The 15,444-nt window shown below is 60.3% G+C and carries 20 protein-coding genes, 1 tRNA gene and 1 pseudogene; 10 read left to right on the plus strand and 12 right to left on the minus strand.

Features of this window, described 5'->3' with window-relative positions; all coding sequences use genetic code 11:
* The coding region (locus tag ACTHLA_RS11795; RefSeq protein ID WP_440189232.1) for an integrase core domain-containing protein at window positions 1–211 on the plus strand (211 nt) is incomplete at its 5' end.
* Between the two features lie 168 nt (window positions 212–379).
* Here ACTHLA_RS11795 and ACTHLA_RS11800 read toward each other — a convergent pair.
* The 4 genes from ACTHLA_RS11800 to ACTHLA_RS11815 form a co-directional block, all read right to left on the minus strand.
* Complete coding sequence (locus ACTHLA_RS11800; RefSeq protein ID WP_440189235.1) at window positions 380–592, minus strand: Trm112 family protein; 213 nt, start codon at window positions 590–592, stop codon at window positions 380–382.
* Between the two features lie 9 nt (window positions 593–601).
* Window positions 602–1,465, minus strand: coding sequence for a tetratricopeptide repeat protein (locus tag ACTHLA_RS11805; RefSeq protein ID WP_440189238.1), 864 nt, complete (start codon window positions 1,463–1,465; stop codon window positions 602–604).
* Between the two features lie 129 nt (window positions 1,466–1,594).
* Window positions 1,595–1,966, minus strand: coding sequence for a GxxExxY protein (locus ACTHLA_RS11810; RefSeq protein ID WP_440189240.1), 372 nt, complete (start codon window positions 1,964–1,966; stop codon window positions 1,595–1,597).
* A gap of 111 nt (window positions 1,967–2,077) precedes the next feature.
* Window positions 2,078–2,587: a prolyl-tRNA synthetase associated domain-containing protein gene (locus tag ACTHLA_RS11815; RefSeq protein ID WP_440189243.1), complete on the minus strand. Its 510-nt coding sequence runs from the start codon at window positions 2,585–2,587 to the stop codon at window positions 2,078–2,080.
* A gap of 63 nt (window positions 2,588–2,650) precedes the next feature.
* Between ACTHLA_RS11815 and ACTHLA_RS11820 the strand changes: the two genes are divergently transcribed.
* Window positions 2,651–3,418 (plus strand): DUF6065 family protein, encoded by a 768-nt coding sequence (locus ACTHLA_RS11820; RefSeq protein WP_440189246.1) that lies wholly within the window; start codon window positions 2,651–2,653, stop codon window positions 3,416–3,418.
* Between the two features lie 58 nt (window positions 3,419–3,476).
* Here ACTHLA_RS11820 and ACTHLA_RS11825 read toward each other — a convergent pair whose 3' ends face one another.
* The 4 genes from ACTHLA_RS11825 to ACTHLA_RS11840 all read right to left on the minus strand — a co-directional run bounded on the left by ACTHLA_RS11825 (window position 3,477) and on the right by ACTHLA_RS11840 (window position 8,278).
* Entirely contained in the window at window positions 3,477–4,010 is a 534-nt protein-coding gene (locus ACTHLA_RS11825; protein ID WP_440189249.1) for a CC0125/CC1285 family lipoprotein, read from the minus strand.
* A gap of 87 nt (window positions 4,011–4,097) precedes the next feature.
* The gene (locus tag ACTHLA_RS11830; protein WP_440189251.1) at window positions 4,098–4,766 is read right to left on the minus strand and encodes a LysE family translocator; all 669 of its coding nucleotides are present in this window, start codon (window positions 4,764–4,766) and stop codon (window positions 4,098–4,100) included.
* Between the two features lie 92 nt (window positions 4,767–4,858).
* Entirely contained in the window at window positions 4,859–6,136 is a 1,278-nt protein-coding gene (locus tag ACTHLA_RS11835; RefSeq protein WP_440189254.1) for an argininosuccinate synthase, read from the minus strand.
* Between the two features lie 153 nt (window positions 6,137–6,289).
* Complete coding sequence (locus ACTHLA_RS11840) at window positions 6,290–8,278, minus strand: potassium transporter Kup (protein ID WP_440189257.1); 1,989 nt, start codon at window positions 8,276–8,278, stop codon at window positions 6,290–6,292.
* A gap of 167 nt (window positions 8,279–8,445) precedes the next feature.
* On the opposite strand from ACTHLA_RS11840, the gene ACTHLA_RS11845 reads away from it, so the two are divergent.
* Window positions 8,446–8,904: an Rrf2 family transcriptional regulator gene (locus ACTHLA_RS11845; protein ID WP_440189260.1), complete on the plus strand. Its 459-nt coding sequence runs from the start codon at window positions 8,446–8,448 to the stop codon at window positions 8,902–8,904.
* A gap of 64 nt (window positions 8,905–8,968) precedes the next feature.
* The gene (locus ACTHLA_RS11850; protein ID WP_440189263.1) at window positions 8,969–9,766 is read left to right on the plus strand and encodes an SDR family NAD(P)-dependent oxidoreductase; all 798 of its coding nucleotides are present in this window, start codon (window positions 8,969–8,971) and stop codon (window positions 9,764–9,766) included.
* Window positions 9,767–9,849: 83 nt separating this feature from the next.
* Here ACTHLA_RS11850 and ACTHLA_RS11855 read toward each other — a convergent pair whose 3' ends face one another.
* Window positions 9,850–10,134: a DUF167 family protein gene (locus ACTHLA_RS11855; RefSeq protein WP_440189266.1), complete on the minus strand. Its 285-nt coding sequence runs from the start codon at window positions 10,132–10,134 to the stop codon at window positions 9,850–9,852.
* Window positions 10,127–10,432, minus strand: coding sequence for a YggT family protein (locus ACTHLA_RS11860; protein ID WP_440189269.1), 306 nt, complete (start codon window positions 10,430–10,432; stop codon window positions 10,127–10,129). Before ACTHLA_RS11860 ends, ACTHLA_RS11855 begins: the two co-directional genes overlap by 8 nt.
* A 152-nt stretch (window positions 10,433–10,584) precedes the next feature.
* Here ACTHLA_RS11860 and ACTHLA_RS11865 point away from each other — a divergent pair.
* From ACTHLA_RS11865 to ACTHLA_RS11885, 5 genes are all read left to right on the plus strand, one after another.
* Window positions 10,585–10,660, plus strand: a tRNA-Ala gene (locus ACTHLA_RS11865).
* Between the two features lie 132 nt (window positions 10,661–10,792).
* A complete protein-coding gene (locus tag ACTHLA_RS11870; protein ID WP_440189272.1) occupies window positions 10,793–11,458 on the plus strand; it encodes a LolA family protein in 666 nt (221 codons plus the stop codon).
* A 199-nt stretch (window positions 11,459–11,657) separates the two neighbouring features.
* A complete protein-coding gene (gene xth / locus ACTHLA_RS11875) occupies window positions 11,658–12,458 on the plus strand; it encodes an exodeoxyribonuclease III (RefSeq protein WP_440189275.1) in 801 nt (266 codons plus the stop codon).
* Entirely contained in the window at window positions 12,455–12,877 is a 423-nt protein-coding gene (locus ACTHLA_RS11880) for a hypothetical protein (protein ID WP_440189278.1), read from the plus strand. Before xth ends, ACTHLA_RS11880 begins: the two co-directional genes overlap by 4 nt.
* A 518-nt stretch (window positions 12,878–13,395) precedes the next feature.
* The gene (locus ACTHLA_RS11885; protein ID WP_440189280.1) at window positions 13,396–13,902 is read left to right on the plus strand and encodes a hypothetical protein; all 507 of its coding nucleotides are present in this window, start codon (window positions 13,396–13,398) and stop codon (window positions 13,900–13,902) included.
* Window positions 13,903–13,955: 53 nt separating this feature from the next.
* Here the strand turns inward: ACTHLA_RS11885 and ACTHLA_RS11890 are convergent, their stop codons facing one another.
* On the minus strand, window positions 13,956–14,642 hold the full coding sequence (locus tag ACTHLA_RS11890) for a response regulator transcription factor (RefSeq protein ID WP_440189283.1): 687 nt from the start codon (window positions 14,640–14,642) through the stop codon (window positions 13,956–13,958).
* A 48-nt stretch (window positions 14,643–14,690) separates the two neighbouring features.
* On the opposite strand from ACTHLA_RS11890, the gene ACTHLA_RS11895 reads away from it, so the two are divergent.
* The gene (locus ACTHLA_RS11895) at window positions 14,691–15,200 is read left to right on the plus strand and encodes a L,D-transpeptidase family protein (protein WP_440189286.1); all 510 of its coding nucleotides are present in this window, start codon (window positions 14,691–14,693) and stop codon (window positions 15,198–15,200) included.
* Window positions 15,201–15,334: 134 nt separating this feature from the next.
* On the opposite strand, the pseudogene ACTHLA_RS11900 reads toward ACTHLA_RS11895, so the two are convergent.
* Window positions 15,335–15,444, minus strand: a pseudogene (locus tag ACTHLA_RS11900) (IS110 family transposase); the annotation flags it as partial.

The raw sequence follows: 15,444 nt of genomic DNA on the forward strand, positions 1-15,444 counted from the left end.
TTTGGCCGAAACCATCAATGGTCTTTACAAGACCGAGCTGATCCACCCTAAAGCCTCTTGGCGTGGCTTGTCCGACGTCGAACTGGCAACCCTTGAATGGGTCGACTGGTTCAACAAACGCCGCATCCACGAAAGCATCGGGTACATCCCACCAGCGGAAGCCGAAGCCAGGTACTATACAAAACCCGTCGAGCACGCCAAAGTGGCGTGACGCAAACAACCGAGCCTCCGGCAAACCCAGGACGGTTCAACCCCTTGACCCCATAACCTATGCTTTGAAAACACTAAAAAACCGGGCCTCAAGAGGTCCGGTTTTTTAGTGTCATTTAAGGACAAGTTACGGGATCAAAGGGCCAATGGCCCTTTGCCTTTATCCTTCTCACCCTTTGGTCGGCTCAAACTTCCGCGCCTGATCGACCAGCATGATCGGCACGCCCGACCGGATCGGATAGGCGAGGCCCGCGGTCGGGCTGATCAGCTCCTGCGCCGCCTTGTCATAGGTCAGCGGACGGCGCGTCACCGGGCAGACCAGCGCTTCGAGCAGACGCGGATCAATTTCGGCGGACGGCTTGGCGGTATCGGCTTCGGACATGGGCGGACCTTACGAGAAAAGCATCGAGGACAGGCGGCGGCGACCGGCGCGCACCACGGGCGACTCATTGCCGACAGCGGTGAAAATCTTGACGAGATAGTCGCGCGCGGCCTGATGATCGGGCTGGTACTTGACGATTTCCAGCAGCGCGTCGATGGCCTCCGCCATTTCGCCCTGCGCCGCCAGCGCCCGGCCCAGATCGTACCACGCATCGAAATCGCGCCCATCCGCCGCAATCCGGTTGCGCAAAGCCCCGACATCGGTAGGCGCACCCTCGGCCAGCTCCAGCGCGGCTTTCAGCCCCAGAATCTCCGGGTCTTTGGAGTCCTTGGCCTGCTCCAGAAACGCCTTGGCCTGCTCGGCCTGACCGGCCTTGAGATAGACGCGCGCAATCCCGGCGATGGCCTTGGGATTTTCCGGCTCCTGCTCCAGCACGAAACTGTAGGCTTCCAGCGCCGAGGTCACATCGCCATCGGCCGCCGACTGCGCGGCCAGGGCCAGCGTATCGTCGATGCTCGGCCCGGCGTCGCCGACGCCCAGCTTGTCGATAAAGGCGCGCAGCTCCGTCTCGGACTTGGCGCCCATAAAGCCGTCCACAGGCCGCCCGCCGACAAAGGCATAGACGGTCGTGATCGACTGGATGCGCAATTGCGCGGCGATGGCCTGATTCTGATCGACGTCGATCTTGACCAGCTTGACCTTGCCCTTGTGCTCGGCCACCACCTTTTCCAGCGCCGGCCCAAGCTGACGGCACGGCCCGCACCAGGTCGCCCAGAAATCGACAATGACCGGCGTGGTCATCGACGCCTCGATAACGTCGTTCATAAAGGTCTGTTCGGAACCGTCGATAATATTAGGGTCTTTACCGGCCATGATGCGCCTCTTTGAAATCCATGCGTGTCAGATGGTCTTGTGGAGCCGTCAAGTCAAGCGGGGTTAGGGGAAGAAAGGTTTATCCACAGATCAGCCAGATAAGCACAGATGTTTGGGACGGCTTAAACCTCAGCGCCGGAACCGTTTATATTCCAGCTTGGCGCCGCCAAAATTGATCAGGAGGCCCCTGTCCAGCTCACAAGCCCTCAAATAATTCAGCACCTGCGCGTCCTCAGCGCCAGAAAGTCGTTTGAGAGCTTTTAGCTCTACAAGAATAGCATCGAAGCAAATCAGATCCGCCCGATAATGGCAGGTCAATACCTCGCCTTTGTAGATAATCGGCAAGGCGCATTCGCGCCGAAAAGGAATGCCCGCGCGCGATAGTTCAAGGATAAGCGCTTCCGGATAAACCGGCTCAAGAAAGCCATAGCTCAGTGTATTATGCACCTCCATCGCCGCGCCAATAATGGCGTAGGTCTGCGGATCACGTTGATCCATCATGACATCTCCCCCCAAGATTGCCCCTCCAAAGACGTTACGGCGTCAGGCGCGACCGCCCGACATTATCATGAAATCTGTGCTTATCTGGCTGATCTGTGGATAAACCCTTCCCTACCCCACCGCCGTAAAATTCACCACCACCGGCTCCCGGCCCAGCGACGCCAGAAACGCCCTGAAATCCACCTGAGACAAGGCGGTCGTCGCCGTATTGGTCAGCGGGTGGAAGTTGACGATCTCCGCCTCCGCCAAAACCTTGTCCAGCACAAAGGTCACACGCTGCTCCGGGTCGTTGATCAGGGCCAGCGCCGTCACCGATCCCGGCCTGACCCCCAGCGCGTCAAATAGCCGCTCCTCGGAGCCGAAACTCAACCGTCCCGATCCGATCACTTTCGGCAGGGCTTTCAGATTGATCTGCGTCGTCTGCTCGGCCGAGATCAGCCATAACCGGCCCTTATCGTCCTTGAGAAACAGGTTCTTGGTATGGGCGCCGGGCAGCGAATCCTTGATCCCCTCGCCTTCGCCGACGCGAAACACGGCCTCATGCCAGTGGGTGCTTGTTTTCAGCCCCAGATCGTCTAAGGCTTGCAGCAGTTTTTCGGGCGAGATGTGGTTGTGCGTCATAAGGCCAAACACTTACCGCAATCGCCTGCAACATCAAGCCGTTGACGATGCAAGAGGACGCCGATGGAACTGGAATGTTTTGTGATGACCACCTATCCGCCGGAGATCGTGCCGGGTCGCCCGGAGCGCGACTGGATGGAGTCGTTTCAGTCGCGTTTTCCCTATCGCTGCCTGCCGCTGACCATGGCCAACACCACCGGCTGGGAGATCCTGTGCCCGGTCGATTTCACCATCATGTGGAACGGCGGCAAGGGTAAGGACGACATCATTATCGGCTGCGATTCCGACCCGAACTACAATCTGGAGCATCTCGTCACCTCGCACTTCACGCATGGCGTGGTGACGTTTCATACCGGCTACATGTTCCGCACCCCGCCGGGCTATGCGGTGCAGGCGTCAGGCGCGCCCAACTTCGTCAAGGACGGCATCGCGCCGCTGACCGGTCTGGTCGAGACCGACTGGCTGCCGTTTCCCTTCACCATGAACTGGCTGATGACCCGCCCCGGCGCGGTCAGCTTCAAGAAGGGCGAGCCCTTCTGCTTCATTCAGGTGGTCGAGCATAAGAAGCAGGACGACATTCAGCCGGTGATCAAGGCGCTGGAGACCGATCCCGACCTCAAGGGCCAGTTTCAGGCCTGGGCCAAGATGCGCTCGGAATTCAACGACAGCCTGTCGCGCCGCGATCCCGAAGCGGTCAAGGAACAGTGGCAGAAATTCTATTTCCGCGGCGAAAAGCCCGCCCCGACCGGCGATGTCGAAAAGATCGGCGATCACGTCAACAAGCGCCGCCTCAAGACGCCGAAGGTGATCCGGCCCAAATCTTCAAGATAAGAAACGTCTTCACGATAAGAAAAAGGCCGGTGTTTCCACCGGCCTTTTTGCAGCTTTGCTATTTCGCCGCGGGCGCGGGCCTTACGATCTGGCTTTCCAGATTGGCCTTGACCGCGTGGGCGTCATAGGCGTTGGGCGCGTCGGGCTTCTGGCCCTTGTGCAGCAGGATTTCGGCGCTGGCCTGATAGCGGGTGTACTGCACCGAATCCCAGTCGTCGAAGCCCATGCCCCACGGCCCCCAGGCGCGGCGGCCATAGAAGCGCCACGACATGCCGCCCCAGAACGGATCCTCGGGGGTCGAGAAGGTGCGCGTCTTGGCGTCGGTGCCGCGATTGACGATCTCGAACCAGTCATAACCGGCGTTCAGCGTCAGCTCGGCGGCGTGGTACAGCATATAGTTTTCGACCGTCTGGCGCGAGGTCAGATCATTGCCGGAGAAGCTGATGCGATAGCGGTCATCCTCGATGCGCATATCGCTGTAGCCGGTCTGGTAACCCCCGCCGGGCATGGCGGCCTGATAAGGGGTCGGCGTGGCGCAGGCGGACAAAAGCGTCAGGCCGGCGGCGGCGGCGATAAGGACGAGGCGTTTCATTAGGCGGCTTCCCCACAGATTTAAGCTTACTCTATCGTTTCAGTCTGATCCGTCAATGTGGCAATTTTTTGCAGCGTTTTTTGCAACTTATCCCGGCAACAGCGCGCTCACGGCGTGCCAGACGATCGCGCAGGCGATGACAAGCAGGATCAGGCTGACCGTGACGTCGAAGACCTGTTTGTTGCGCGGGTGCGACAAAAGGCGCGTCAGGGTGACCGCGCCGAAACCGTAAGAGGTCATGGCGATGACATCCATGCCGATGGTGGTGGCGGCGAAGACGGTCATCTGCAACGGCATGGGCCGGTGAATGTCGAGAAACGGCGGCAGGACGGCGCTGAAGAACAGGGTGATCTTGGGATTCAGCAACTGCACCATGAAGCCCTGCCGGAAGGTCTGCGAAAAGGGCGTGTCCGGGCTGACGCCTTGGCTGAGCGAGACGCCGAGCGCTTCGTTGCGGATATCGAGCGCGCGGCGCAGCGAGGTCAGGCTGATCCAGCCAAGATAGAGGCCGCCTGCTATGGCGATTAGTGGGAACAAAAGCGGCAGGGCGATCAGGATGATCTGTAAGCCCAGAGCGGCGGCGCAGAACCAGACGAAGGTGGCCAGATTGACGCCGAGCACACCGAGCAGGACGCGCCGCTTCGATCCGGCCAGCCCCGTGCGCACAAAGAACAGATTGGCCGGGCCAGGCGTGATGGCCATCAGGAACATGGCGATCAGAAAGGCCGAGTATTTGCCGGGATCGACGGGCAGCATCGTGGTGACTTACGGGGTTTGGGGCCAATTGGCCCCAAGTCTTCAATTTCCTTGCAGCCTTGCCCCCTATGGGGGCAGGGCGGCAAGGAAAGTCAAGGATTGTGGGGGTCAATCGACCCCCACGCCCCCGGAACGTACCCACGCAGATCGCGCTTCGCCGCCACGCGCAGCCGCAGCGCATTGAGCTTGATGAACCCGGCGGCGTCGCGGTGGTCATAGGCCACCTTGCCCTCCTCGAACGTCACCAGCTCCTGATCGTACAGCGAATAGGGGCTCTCACGACCGATCACCGTCACATTGCCCTTATAGAGCTTCACCGTCACGCGGCCCGTCACCTTGGCCTGCGAATAGTCGATCGCCGCCTGCAACATTTCGCGCTCCGGCGAGAACCAGAAGCCGTTATAAACCAGCGACGCATATTTCGGCATCAGCTCGTCCTTCAGGTGCATGGCGCCGCGGTCCAGCGTGATCGACTCGATGCCGCGGTGCGCCGCCAAGAGGATCGTCCCGCCCGGCGTCTCATAAACCCCGCGCGACTTCATGCCGACGAAGCGGTTTTCGACCAGATCGAGACGCCCGACCCCATTATCATGACCAAGCTGATTCAGCTTCGTCAACAGGGCGGCGGGCGACAGGGCCTCGCCGTCAATCGCCACCGGATCGCCCTTGACGAAGTCCATCGTGAACACGGTGGCCTTATCCGGTGCAGCTTCCGGCGAAATCGTGCGCTGATAGACGAATTCCGGCGCCTCGACCGCGGGATCTTCCAGCACCTTGCCCTCGGACGACGAATGCAGCAGGTTGGCGTCCACCGAGAAAGGCGCGTCGCCGCGCTTGTCCTTGGCGATCGGAATCTGGTGCTGTTCGGCAAAGTTCAGCAGGGCCTCGCGCGAAGCGAAATCCCATTCGCGCCACGGCGCGATGACGCGGATATCGGGCTCAAGGCCATAATAGCCCAACTCGAAACGCACCTGATCATTGCCCTTGCCGGTCGCGCCATGACAGACCGCATCGGCGCCCACCTTGCGGGCAATCTCGATCTGCTTCTTGGCGATCAGCGGACGCGCGATCGAGGTGCCGAGCAGGTACTGGCCCTCATAGACCGTATTGGCGCGGAACATCGGGAAGACATAGTCGCGCACGAACTCCTCGCGCAGGTCTTCGATGAAGATGTTTTCCGGCTTGATGCCCAGCAGTTCGGCCTTTTTACGCGCCGGCTCCAGCTCCTCGCCCTGCCCCAGATCGGCGGTGAAGGTCACGACCTCCGCCCCGTACTCGGTTTGCAGCCACTTCAGAATGATCGAGGTGTCCAGACCGCCCGAATAGGCGAGAACGACTTTTCGGACGGGCTTGTCGGCGGGAGAGGACATGAGCGGAAACCCTTGTTTGCGAATTCACGCGCGCTTTAGGGTTTTAAGCCCCGCGACGCAAGGGGAAATCTCCCCGCGCCGTCGTCCTTATGCCTCCCCAGCTTGCTGGAGAGGGGGACCGCGCCCGCAGGGCGTGGTGGTGGGGCATCTGTCTTAAACCGTCACCTGCGTGCCCAGCTCCACCACCCGTCCCGGCGGGATATGGAAGAATTCGGTCGGGTTGGCGGCGTTCTTCATCAGGAAGATGAACAGCTTGTCCTGCCACAGGGGCATGCCCGAATTGGCCGACGGCACGACATTGCGTTTGCCTAAGAAGAAGCTGGTCGCCATGATGTCGAACTTCAGGCCCAGCTTGCGGCACAGGCCCAGCGCGCGCGGCAGGTTCGGGCTTTCCATGAAGCCGTAGGACAGCGTCACCTTCTTGAAGTCCTCGTTCAGCACCTCGATCGACACCCGGTCGGCCTCGCGCACGCGCGGCGTATTGGCGGTCTTGACGGTCAGGATGATGTTCTTCTCATGCAGCACCTTGTTGTGCTTGAGATTGTGCATCAGGGCCACCGGCGCGACCTCGGCGTCCGAGGTCAGGAAGATGGCCGTGCCCGCCACCCGGTGCGGCGGGCGCTTTTTCAGCATCTCGATCAGGTCAGCCAGCATGACGGAATCGCGCCGCGATTTTTCGGTCAGGCTGCGCGTGCCGGTCGCCCAGGTCAGCATGGTCAGCACCAGCCCCGCGCCCAGCGTCAGCGGCAGCCACGCCCCTTGCGGAATCTTCAACAGGTTCGAGCCGAAAAAGACCAGATCGAGCGCGCCCAGCGGCGTCAGCAGCAGCCAGGCCTGCCAGCGCTTCCACTTCCAGACATGGCGCAGGAAGACATAGGCCAGCAGGGTATCGACCATCATCGCGCCGGTGACCGCGATGCCGTACATCGAGGTCAGGCGGTCGGTGGACTGGAACAGCACCAAAAGCAGCAGCACGCCCACCATCAGCATGGTGTTGATCTGCGGCACGAATATCTGTCCGGCCTGGGTTTCGCTCGTCCGCTTGATGTCGATACGCGGCAGAAGGCCGAGCTGCACCGCCTGCTGCGTCATCGAATAGGCGCCAGTGATCACGGCCTGCGAGGCGATGACCGTCGCCATGGTCGCCAGCGCGAAGGTCGGCCAGTAGAAGATTTCCGGCACCATGCGCCAGAACGGATTGTCGCGCGCCGACGGATCGTGCAGGGTCAGCGCCCCCTGACCCAGATAGTTGAGCATCAGGCACGGCAGCACGAAGAACAGCCAGGCGTACTGGATCGGCTTCTTGCCGAAATGGCCCATATCGGCGTAGAGCGCCTCGGCGCCGGTCACGGCCAGAAACACCGAACCCAGAATGACAAAGCCGGTAAAGCCGTTGGCGAACAGGAATTCCACGCCATATTGCGGCATCAGGGCCAGCAGGATTTCCGGCCGGTCGAAAATATGCACGAGGCCCAGGGCGCCCAGCGCCAGAAACCACACCACGGTGATCGGCCCGAACAGGCGCGCCACCTTGGCCGTGCCCTTGGACTGCACCATGAACAGGGTGATCAGGATCACCCCCGAAATCGGCACGATCAGGTGCGACAAAGACGTGCCGACCCCCGGCGCGTCCTTCAGCCCCTCGACCGCGCCCAGCACCGAAACCGCGGGCGTGATGATGCCGTCGCCGTAAAATAAGGAGGCGCCGCAGATGCCGAGGAAAAACACGGTCGGCGAATACTTGCCCAGAGCCTTCTGCGCCAGCGCCATCAGGGCCAGCGTCCCGCCTTCGCCCTTATTGTCGGCGCGCATCAGGAACAGCACATATTTCACGGTCACGACCATGATCAGCGCCCAGAAGACCAGCGAGATCACCCCCTTGACCGCCAGATCGGCGCTGGTGCCCTCGCGCGTATGGAACAGGGCCTCGCGCATCGCATACAGCGGCGAGGTGCCGATATCGCCAAACACCACGCCGATGGCGCCGACGCTCAAGGCCCAGAACCCTTCCGCCCCGTGGCCATGACTGGAGACGGATTCGGTTTCCGCTGCGTGAGCTTCATCGAACTTAGGGGAGGCGGGACTGTCGGTTGCGGCGTCGGAATGCGGAGTCAACGGGCCGGAAGGGGTGTCCCCATTCATACATACTCTCCTGAGGGCGTGGACGATTGTCTTCGGATACCCTCGCTTGAACCCGGCGCTCTTACGCCTATTTATAGTCATGTTCAACCGTCTTCGCCCCGTCCGGCGCGCCTGACGCCCGGAATCCGATTTGACGCGGGGTCAAACCTGCGTAACAATAACTTGACATGTCCGACAGCCAACGCTTTCCCGTCGCCGCGCACACGCTGGCCTATCTGGCCCACAAGAACGCCTATTCGCGCGAACAGGCGGTGTCCTCGTCTGTGCTGGCGGCCTCGATCCCGACCAATCCGGTGGTCATCCGCCGCATGACGACGCAACTGGCCAAGGCCGGTCTTCTGGCCACCTGCTCCGGCGTCGCCGGCGGCGCCTGGCTGCTGCGCCGCCCCGAAACCATCCGCCTCGACGAGGTGCTGAAGGCGGTCAATGGCTGCGCCCATCTCGGTTCGGTCCCGCTCGGCGCCGAAGGCTGCCCGGTCAGTCAGGCCATCCCGAAAGCCGTCCATGGCGCCATGATGCAGGCCAACGCCGCCGCCGCGCACAGCCTGTCGCAGATCACCGTCGCCGACCTGCTGGCCCATACGCATGAGCTTCCCGTCGAACCCATCCCGGCGGAAACCGCTTAAACCGCTTGCTTTTTCACCGCCGCTCGTGTTCGATCCGCGCTGAAATCACCACCGGGGAAAAGCCTTGTCGCGTCGTCTTGTCCTGATTACCGGAGCTTCGTCTGGCATCGGCATGGCCATGGCCCGCGTCTATGCCGGCCACGGCTGGGACGTCGCCCTGACCGCGCGCCGCGCCGACCGGCTGAAGACGCTGTGCGACGAGATCCAGTTGCGCTTCGGCGTCGAGGCGCACGCCCTGCCCGCCGACCTCAGCGACCCGGCGGCGCCGCAGATGCTGCACGACGGCGTGCTGGCTTTGGGCCGCACGGTCGATGGCCTGGTCAACAACGCCGGCTATGGCCTGCCCGGCGGCTTCCTCGGCAATCCGTTCGAGACGCATCAGGCCATGACTCAGGTGATGATGCTGGCCCCGATGGCGCTGTGCCACCGCCTGCTGCCCGCCATGATCGACCAGAAGTTCGGCCGCATCCTCAATGTCGCCTCGCTGGCCGGCTACCTGCCCGCCTCGCCCGGCGATCCGCTCTACAGCCCGATCAAGACCTTCCTGATCCGCTTTTCGCAAAGTCTGCATCTGGAGATGCGCGACCACGGCGTGCATGTCAGCGCCCTGTGTCCGGGCTTCACCTGGTCGGAATTCCACGATGTCTCCGGCCAGCGCGCCAAGGTGACGCGCACCATCCCTGAATGGGCGTGGATGGGCGCCGACGAGGTGGCGCGCGAAGGCTATATGGCCGCCGAGGCCAACCGCGCCGCCTGCGTGCCGGGCGCGCCCAACAAGACGGCGGCCTCCCTGCTCAAGGTCTTGCCCGATGACTGGGTGATGGAGCTGGAAGCGCGCCAGCACAGCCGGTTTTTAGGCTAGAGCGTTTCCCCAAAAAGTGGTTCCACTTTTTGGATAAGGAAGAGCGACAAAGCAAAGACGTGAGTAGCGCCGATCTGATTCCATCAGATCGAAAAGCGCTCTAAACCCGCCCGCAACCCCGCCTCGTCCAGCCCGTCGATCTCCAGAGTCTTGAACCGCGCCGTCTCGCCGCCCGTCAACGCCACTCTCGATTTCGGCAGTTTCAGCGTCTTCGCAATCAGCGCAACCAGCGCCTCATTGGCCCGCCCCTCGATCGGCGCGGCGCGCACCCGCGCCTTCAGCACGGCCCGGCCATGTTCATCGACATCCCAGCCGTCGATGCGGTCCTGCGCCGCCTTCGGCGTCAGCCGGACAACAATTCTAGCCAATGAGCATCCGCAAGGTGCCGAAGGCGGGCGGCAGCAGATAGAGCTTGAACGCCTGAATGACCAGAAACCCGACCAGAAAGCTCAAATCCAGCCCGCCCATCGGCGGAATGATCGCCCGGAACGGCGCCAGCACCGGCGTGGTGATGCGGTCGAGCAGATCGACGATCATATAGACGCCGCGATTGCGCGTATTGACGACGTTGAACGCAATCAGCCAGCTCAAAATCGCCGAAACGATCAGGCAGAAGATGACGAAGTCGAGCAGTCCGTAAACGATAAAGGCGATAAAGTCGGTCATGATTCCCGCTGCGAATGGCGAACCTTGTGAATATAGGTCATTCCCTACATCTGGCAAGTTAAGGAGCGCTTGACAACGTCGCCGCTTCGCTTAAAAGACGGCTTCCCGGAGGGTCCGGCCTTGGCTCGACCCTCCCGGACCTCGGAAGGCATGGGGCTATAGCTCAGTTGGTAGAGCGCCTCGTTCGCAATGAGGAGGCCAGCGGTTCGAATCCGCTTAGCTCCACCATTCCTTCCGTCTCCGTTCATCCCCCCTTCACATCAAGGCCACAAAGCGGCGGCGGCGCGTCTTTTTCGCGCCCAGCAATTGCCTTGGCGCGCGGTTAGGCTCTACACAACCGACATGAAGGAAAGACACAGCATGAAGAACCGCCGCCTGATTCTCGCCGTTCTGGCTTCAAGCCTCGCTCTCGGCGCCGCCGCGCCCTCTCTGGCGCAGGGCAATAAGAACCAGTTCAGCGGCCTGATCGCCGTGCCCAGCTTCAACCCCGCCGACAAGGCGCGCATCAGGAAGGCGACCGACTATCTGCAAAGCCTGTCCAGCGCCACGGGCCGCTTCGAGCAGACCGATTATCGCGGCCGGGTGACGCGCGGAACCTGGTGGCTGCAACGCCCCGGCAAGATGCGCTTCGAATACGATCCGCCCTATTCGGTGGTCATCGTCTCCGATGGCAGGACGGTCAATATGTGGGATCCGCGCCTTGAAACCCTCGACAAGGCCCCGCTCAGCGAAACCCCGCTCTCCCTGTTCCTGTCGCGCCAGATTCGCCTCGATCAGGGCGTGGTCGTCACCGCCGTCAGCTCCAACCCGCAGGGCTTTTATCTGAAGGCGCGCGACCGCCGCAAACAGATCGAAGGCTCGATCACGCTCGGCTTCGATCAGGCGGCCAACGGCGCGTTGCGCCTGCGCGAATGGACCATCGTCGATGCGCAGAACCGGTCCACAAAGGTCGTGCTGACCAGTTTCAACATCGGCCCCAACCGCCCGGATTTATTTGTGTTCAATAAGCCGCAGACAAAAAAATAACGCTGGCCTGATATTTACCATTGCGTTTTTTCGGACAGAGTGTTATTTTTCACACAACGGATTGAACGGCGGTTGATCCCGGCGTCCCAAGCTTCCGATGAAGTCCAAGACGTGCGTTTTCCCTTTTTTCTCTTCGTGTTATGTGCCAAACCTCACCCGACCTTCCGCAAGAAGGTCGGGTTTTTTCTTTAGGTCAGGCATGCAACTCTCCCTCGCCTCGTGGAACATCAATTCGGTGCGTCTGCGCATCGACCAGGTGGCGCGCTTCGCCGCCGAACAGGCGCCCGACGTCCTGTGCTTGCAGGAGATCAAGTGTCAGGAACACGAATTTCCGCATGAGGCCTTTGCGGCCATGGGCTATCCGCACCTTCTGGTCACCGGTCAGAAGGGCTGGCATGGCGTCGCCCTGGCCTCGAAACATCCGTTCGAGATCGTCGGATCGCCCGCCTTTTGCCGCCGCGGCGAGGCGCGTTGTCAGGCGGTGCGGCTGAACGGCGTCGAGATCTGGAACTTCTACATCCCGGCGGGCGGCGACCTGCCCGACCGTTTGCTCAATGACAAGTTCGATCACAAGCTGGAATTTTACGAGCGCATGAGCGGCGCCTTGCGCGCCCGCCCCAAGGATCAGCCTTTGCTGATCTGCGGCGACCTCAACATCGCGCCGGGCGAATACGATGTCTGGAGCCACCGCCAGATGCTGCGCGTGGTCAGCCACACCCCGCCGGAACTGGAGGCGTTCGCGGATTTCCTTGACGCAGGCGAGTTGCATGATCCGTTCCGCGTCGCCTATCCCGATCCACAGAAGCTGTTTTCGTGGTGGAGCTATCGCGCCGCCGACTTCCGCAAATCCAATCGCGGCCTGCGCCTCGACCATATCCTGCTCAATCCGGGTTTGCGCGCGCAGATCACGGGCGATGTGCAGGCCGTCATCCACGATACGGTGCGCGAATGGGACCGCCCCAGCGATCACGCGCCGATTCAGACCACGTTTTCTCTATGACCGACCTGACCGAAAGCCAGCTGCCCGCTGAGATTCTGGCGAAAGCCGATTTCCGCTTCAACGAATATGCGTGGCGCGTCGCCGACCTGCCCGAAGTGATCGAAGCGGCGAAAACCCTCAACCTGCTGAACCTCGGCGGCCAACTACAACTGCGCACCGACGCCGCCATCGGCGAAGTATACTGGGTGGCGACCGACCCCAACGCCAATGTCCCCGAAGACCTGCCGTGGGAGGTGCGCGTGCGCATGGCGGCGGAATTTTCCTTACGCGACCTGGCCGAAATCCAAGCCGAATTCGACTTCGCCCAGGAAATCACTGATGCCTTCCCCGACCCGGTCGCCGAGTTCAAAGCCTCCGGCGGCGACCTCACCGCCGCCATCTGGTTCGCATGGTATGTGGCGGAGGAAGGCGGGGTTTAAGAGAACCGCCGCGCAAACGAATCTGCGCGGCGGGGAAAGAGTTTAAATTAAAGGGAGGACGCCGCCTTAGCCGCAATCGCCAGCCAAGATTAGCGCTAGGGCCTCAAGCTAACCGCTCATTAGAACGAAAAGCTGAGCTGAGGACCGCAGCACCGCCAATAAGAGCATACGTGTTCAAACCGACCGAATCGGTAGCGCACATACGCTCTCACGCGGTGACAGGCACGACTACTCATCATGCAATGTCTCCAAAAAATGGAGCAGCCTATTGTCTAGATCGGGAGCATGCGCTATTGTGCCGCCGTTCTGACGGGGGCGCACGCTCCCTTTTCCGTCTTTGAGCTTGCAACCATAAGACGGAACCCAAAACACGCCCGGTAAGGTGTTCCTAGCACCTGCCGGGTTTTTTGTATTTGGGCCTAGGCACTTCTTGTATCCCAGATTCGAAAATTCAAATCAACTAAAAGATTGTCCTTAGATACAAATTTCTGTATTTGTGTATCTATGGGAGGATTCATATGTCTGACGACGCCATCATAAACGCTTTGGCTAAACGCGCCGAACTTGAAGTTAGGATCGCAAAAGCCGAAGAAGTTATTAAGCGTTCTAAGGCGCAAATCCTTGAAGTAAATAGATTTATTAAGCAGTGGGAAAAATACAGCAGTCGCTCTGTCGATGACTTTTTGTCTTCTAAGACTCTGTCAAATAAGGTAGATTCAACAACACGCACTTCGCAAGATAACGCGAAAAACCCTAAAAAGGAAGAGATTGCCGAAGCGGTTGTGGAAATTCTGGAAAAAACCGGAAAGGCAATGTCAAGATCGGACTTATTCAAGGCTCTGCAAGAGCGAGGGATTGTGCTTTATGGTGCAAATCCAGAAATGCTGTTATCTACTATGCTTTGGAGAACAAAAGAAGCATTTGGGATAAATAGATTAAAAGGTGGCGGATACGCCCTACCAGATATGATAGCGTCTGAAGACGAGGTCGATCTTGACACAGATCTTTCAGATTTAATCGGCTAGTTATACTACTCCAAACAACAAACCGAAGTCGTCAGACTTCGGTTTGAGCAAAATCAGAACTGCAACCTGTACCCGCCTGCGTCCGTCATCAGCAGGCGCGCATTGGCCGGATCGGGTTCGATCTTCTGGCGCAGGCGATAGACGTGGGTTTCCAGCGTGTGGGTGGTGACCCCGGCATTATAGCCCCACACCTCGGTGAGCAGCTCCTCGCGCGACACGGCCTTGCCGCCGGCGCGATAGAGGTACTTCAGGATATTGGTTTCCTTCTCGGTCAGGCGGGTCTTCTTGCCGTTCTGGTCGATCAGGATTTTCAGCGCCGGTTTGAACTCATACGGCCCGATGCGGAAGGTGGCGTCTTCGCTGGTTTCGTGGCTGCGCACCTGGGCGCGGATGCGCGCCAGCAGCACGGCGAAGCGGAACGGCTTGGTGACATAATCGTTCGCGCCTGCATCGAGGCCGAGGATGGTGTCCGAGTCCGAGCTTTGCGCTGTCAGCATAATGACCGGCGTGGTCAGCCCGCCCTTGCGCAGCAGGCGGCAGGCTTCGCGGCCATCCATATCGGGCAGATCGACATCGAGCAGGATCAGGTCGGCATTGACGCTCTTGCCGAGCCGGACGCCATCGGCGCCATTGGCCGCCTGAATGACCTTGAACTCCTCGTGCAGTTCAAGCTGTTCAGCCAGCGCTTCGCGCAGTTCATCGTCGTCATCGACAATCAGGAGGGTTTTTTGTTGCACCATGATCCTGTATCTTGTGTTTTTTCTTATGGTTTGGGCGAAAGCGACCGGATGGTCAAGACGTTTACCGCTACGGCGGATGGGCAGTTTCAGTTAAACGAACATAAGGTGCGTTGCGCGCTTGGAAAAGGGGGCGTTCGTCCGGCTTCTGAGAAAAGAGAGGGCGATGGCGCCTCCCCGGCCGGTATCTGGCCGATCCGCCACGTCTTTTACCGCCCCGATCGCATGGACGCGCCGCAAACCAGGCTGAAAACCGTGGCCCTGACGCCCGAGGACGGCTGGTGCGACGATCCGGCCTCGCCCGACTATAACCGGCACGTCAAACTGCCCTTTGCCGCCAGTCATGAAAAACTGTGGCGCGAGGATCATGTCTATGACCTGATCCTGGTGCTGGGCCACAATGACGACCCGCCGGTCCCCGGTCTGGGCTCCGCCATCTTCGCCCACCTGGCGCGCGAAGATTACAGCGGCACCGAAGGCTGCGTCGCCCTGGCCCTGCCGGATATGCTGGAATTTCTGCGCGTAATTGGACCGGGCGATAGGTTGGAGATACGGCTATAAGGTTTTTTTGACCACGAAACGAAGTTCGGCGAAGCCAAAGACACGAAAAGGCACGAAATCCGCGCGAAGCGCCTTACTGTGATGTGAAACCTGTTTATTGGAACCACGGAAAACACGGAAAGTATCCGTTATGGTCAAGCGTTAAGATCAATCCATTTTTTGTTTTTTCTGAGCAGCACGTTTGCGAGGATGGTGAGTTTTCGCATCACCGCGGTTATGGCGACCTTTGCGGGTTTTCCGGCTG

The sequence above is a fragment of the Asticcacaulis sp. genome, assembly GCF_051956075.1.
In the GTDB taxonomy this organism is placed as follows: Bacteria; Pseudomonadota; Alphaproteobacteria; order Caulobacterales; family Caulobacteraceae; genus Asticcacaulis.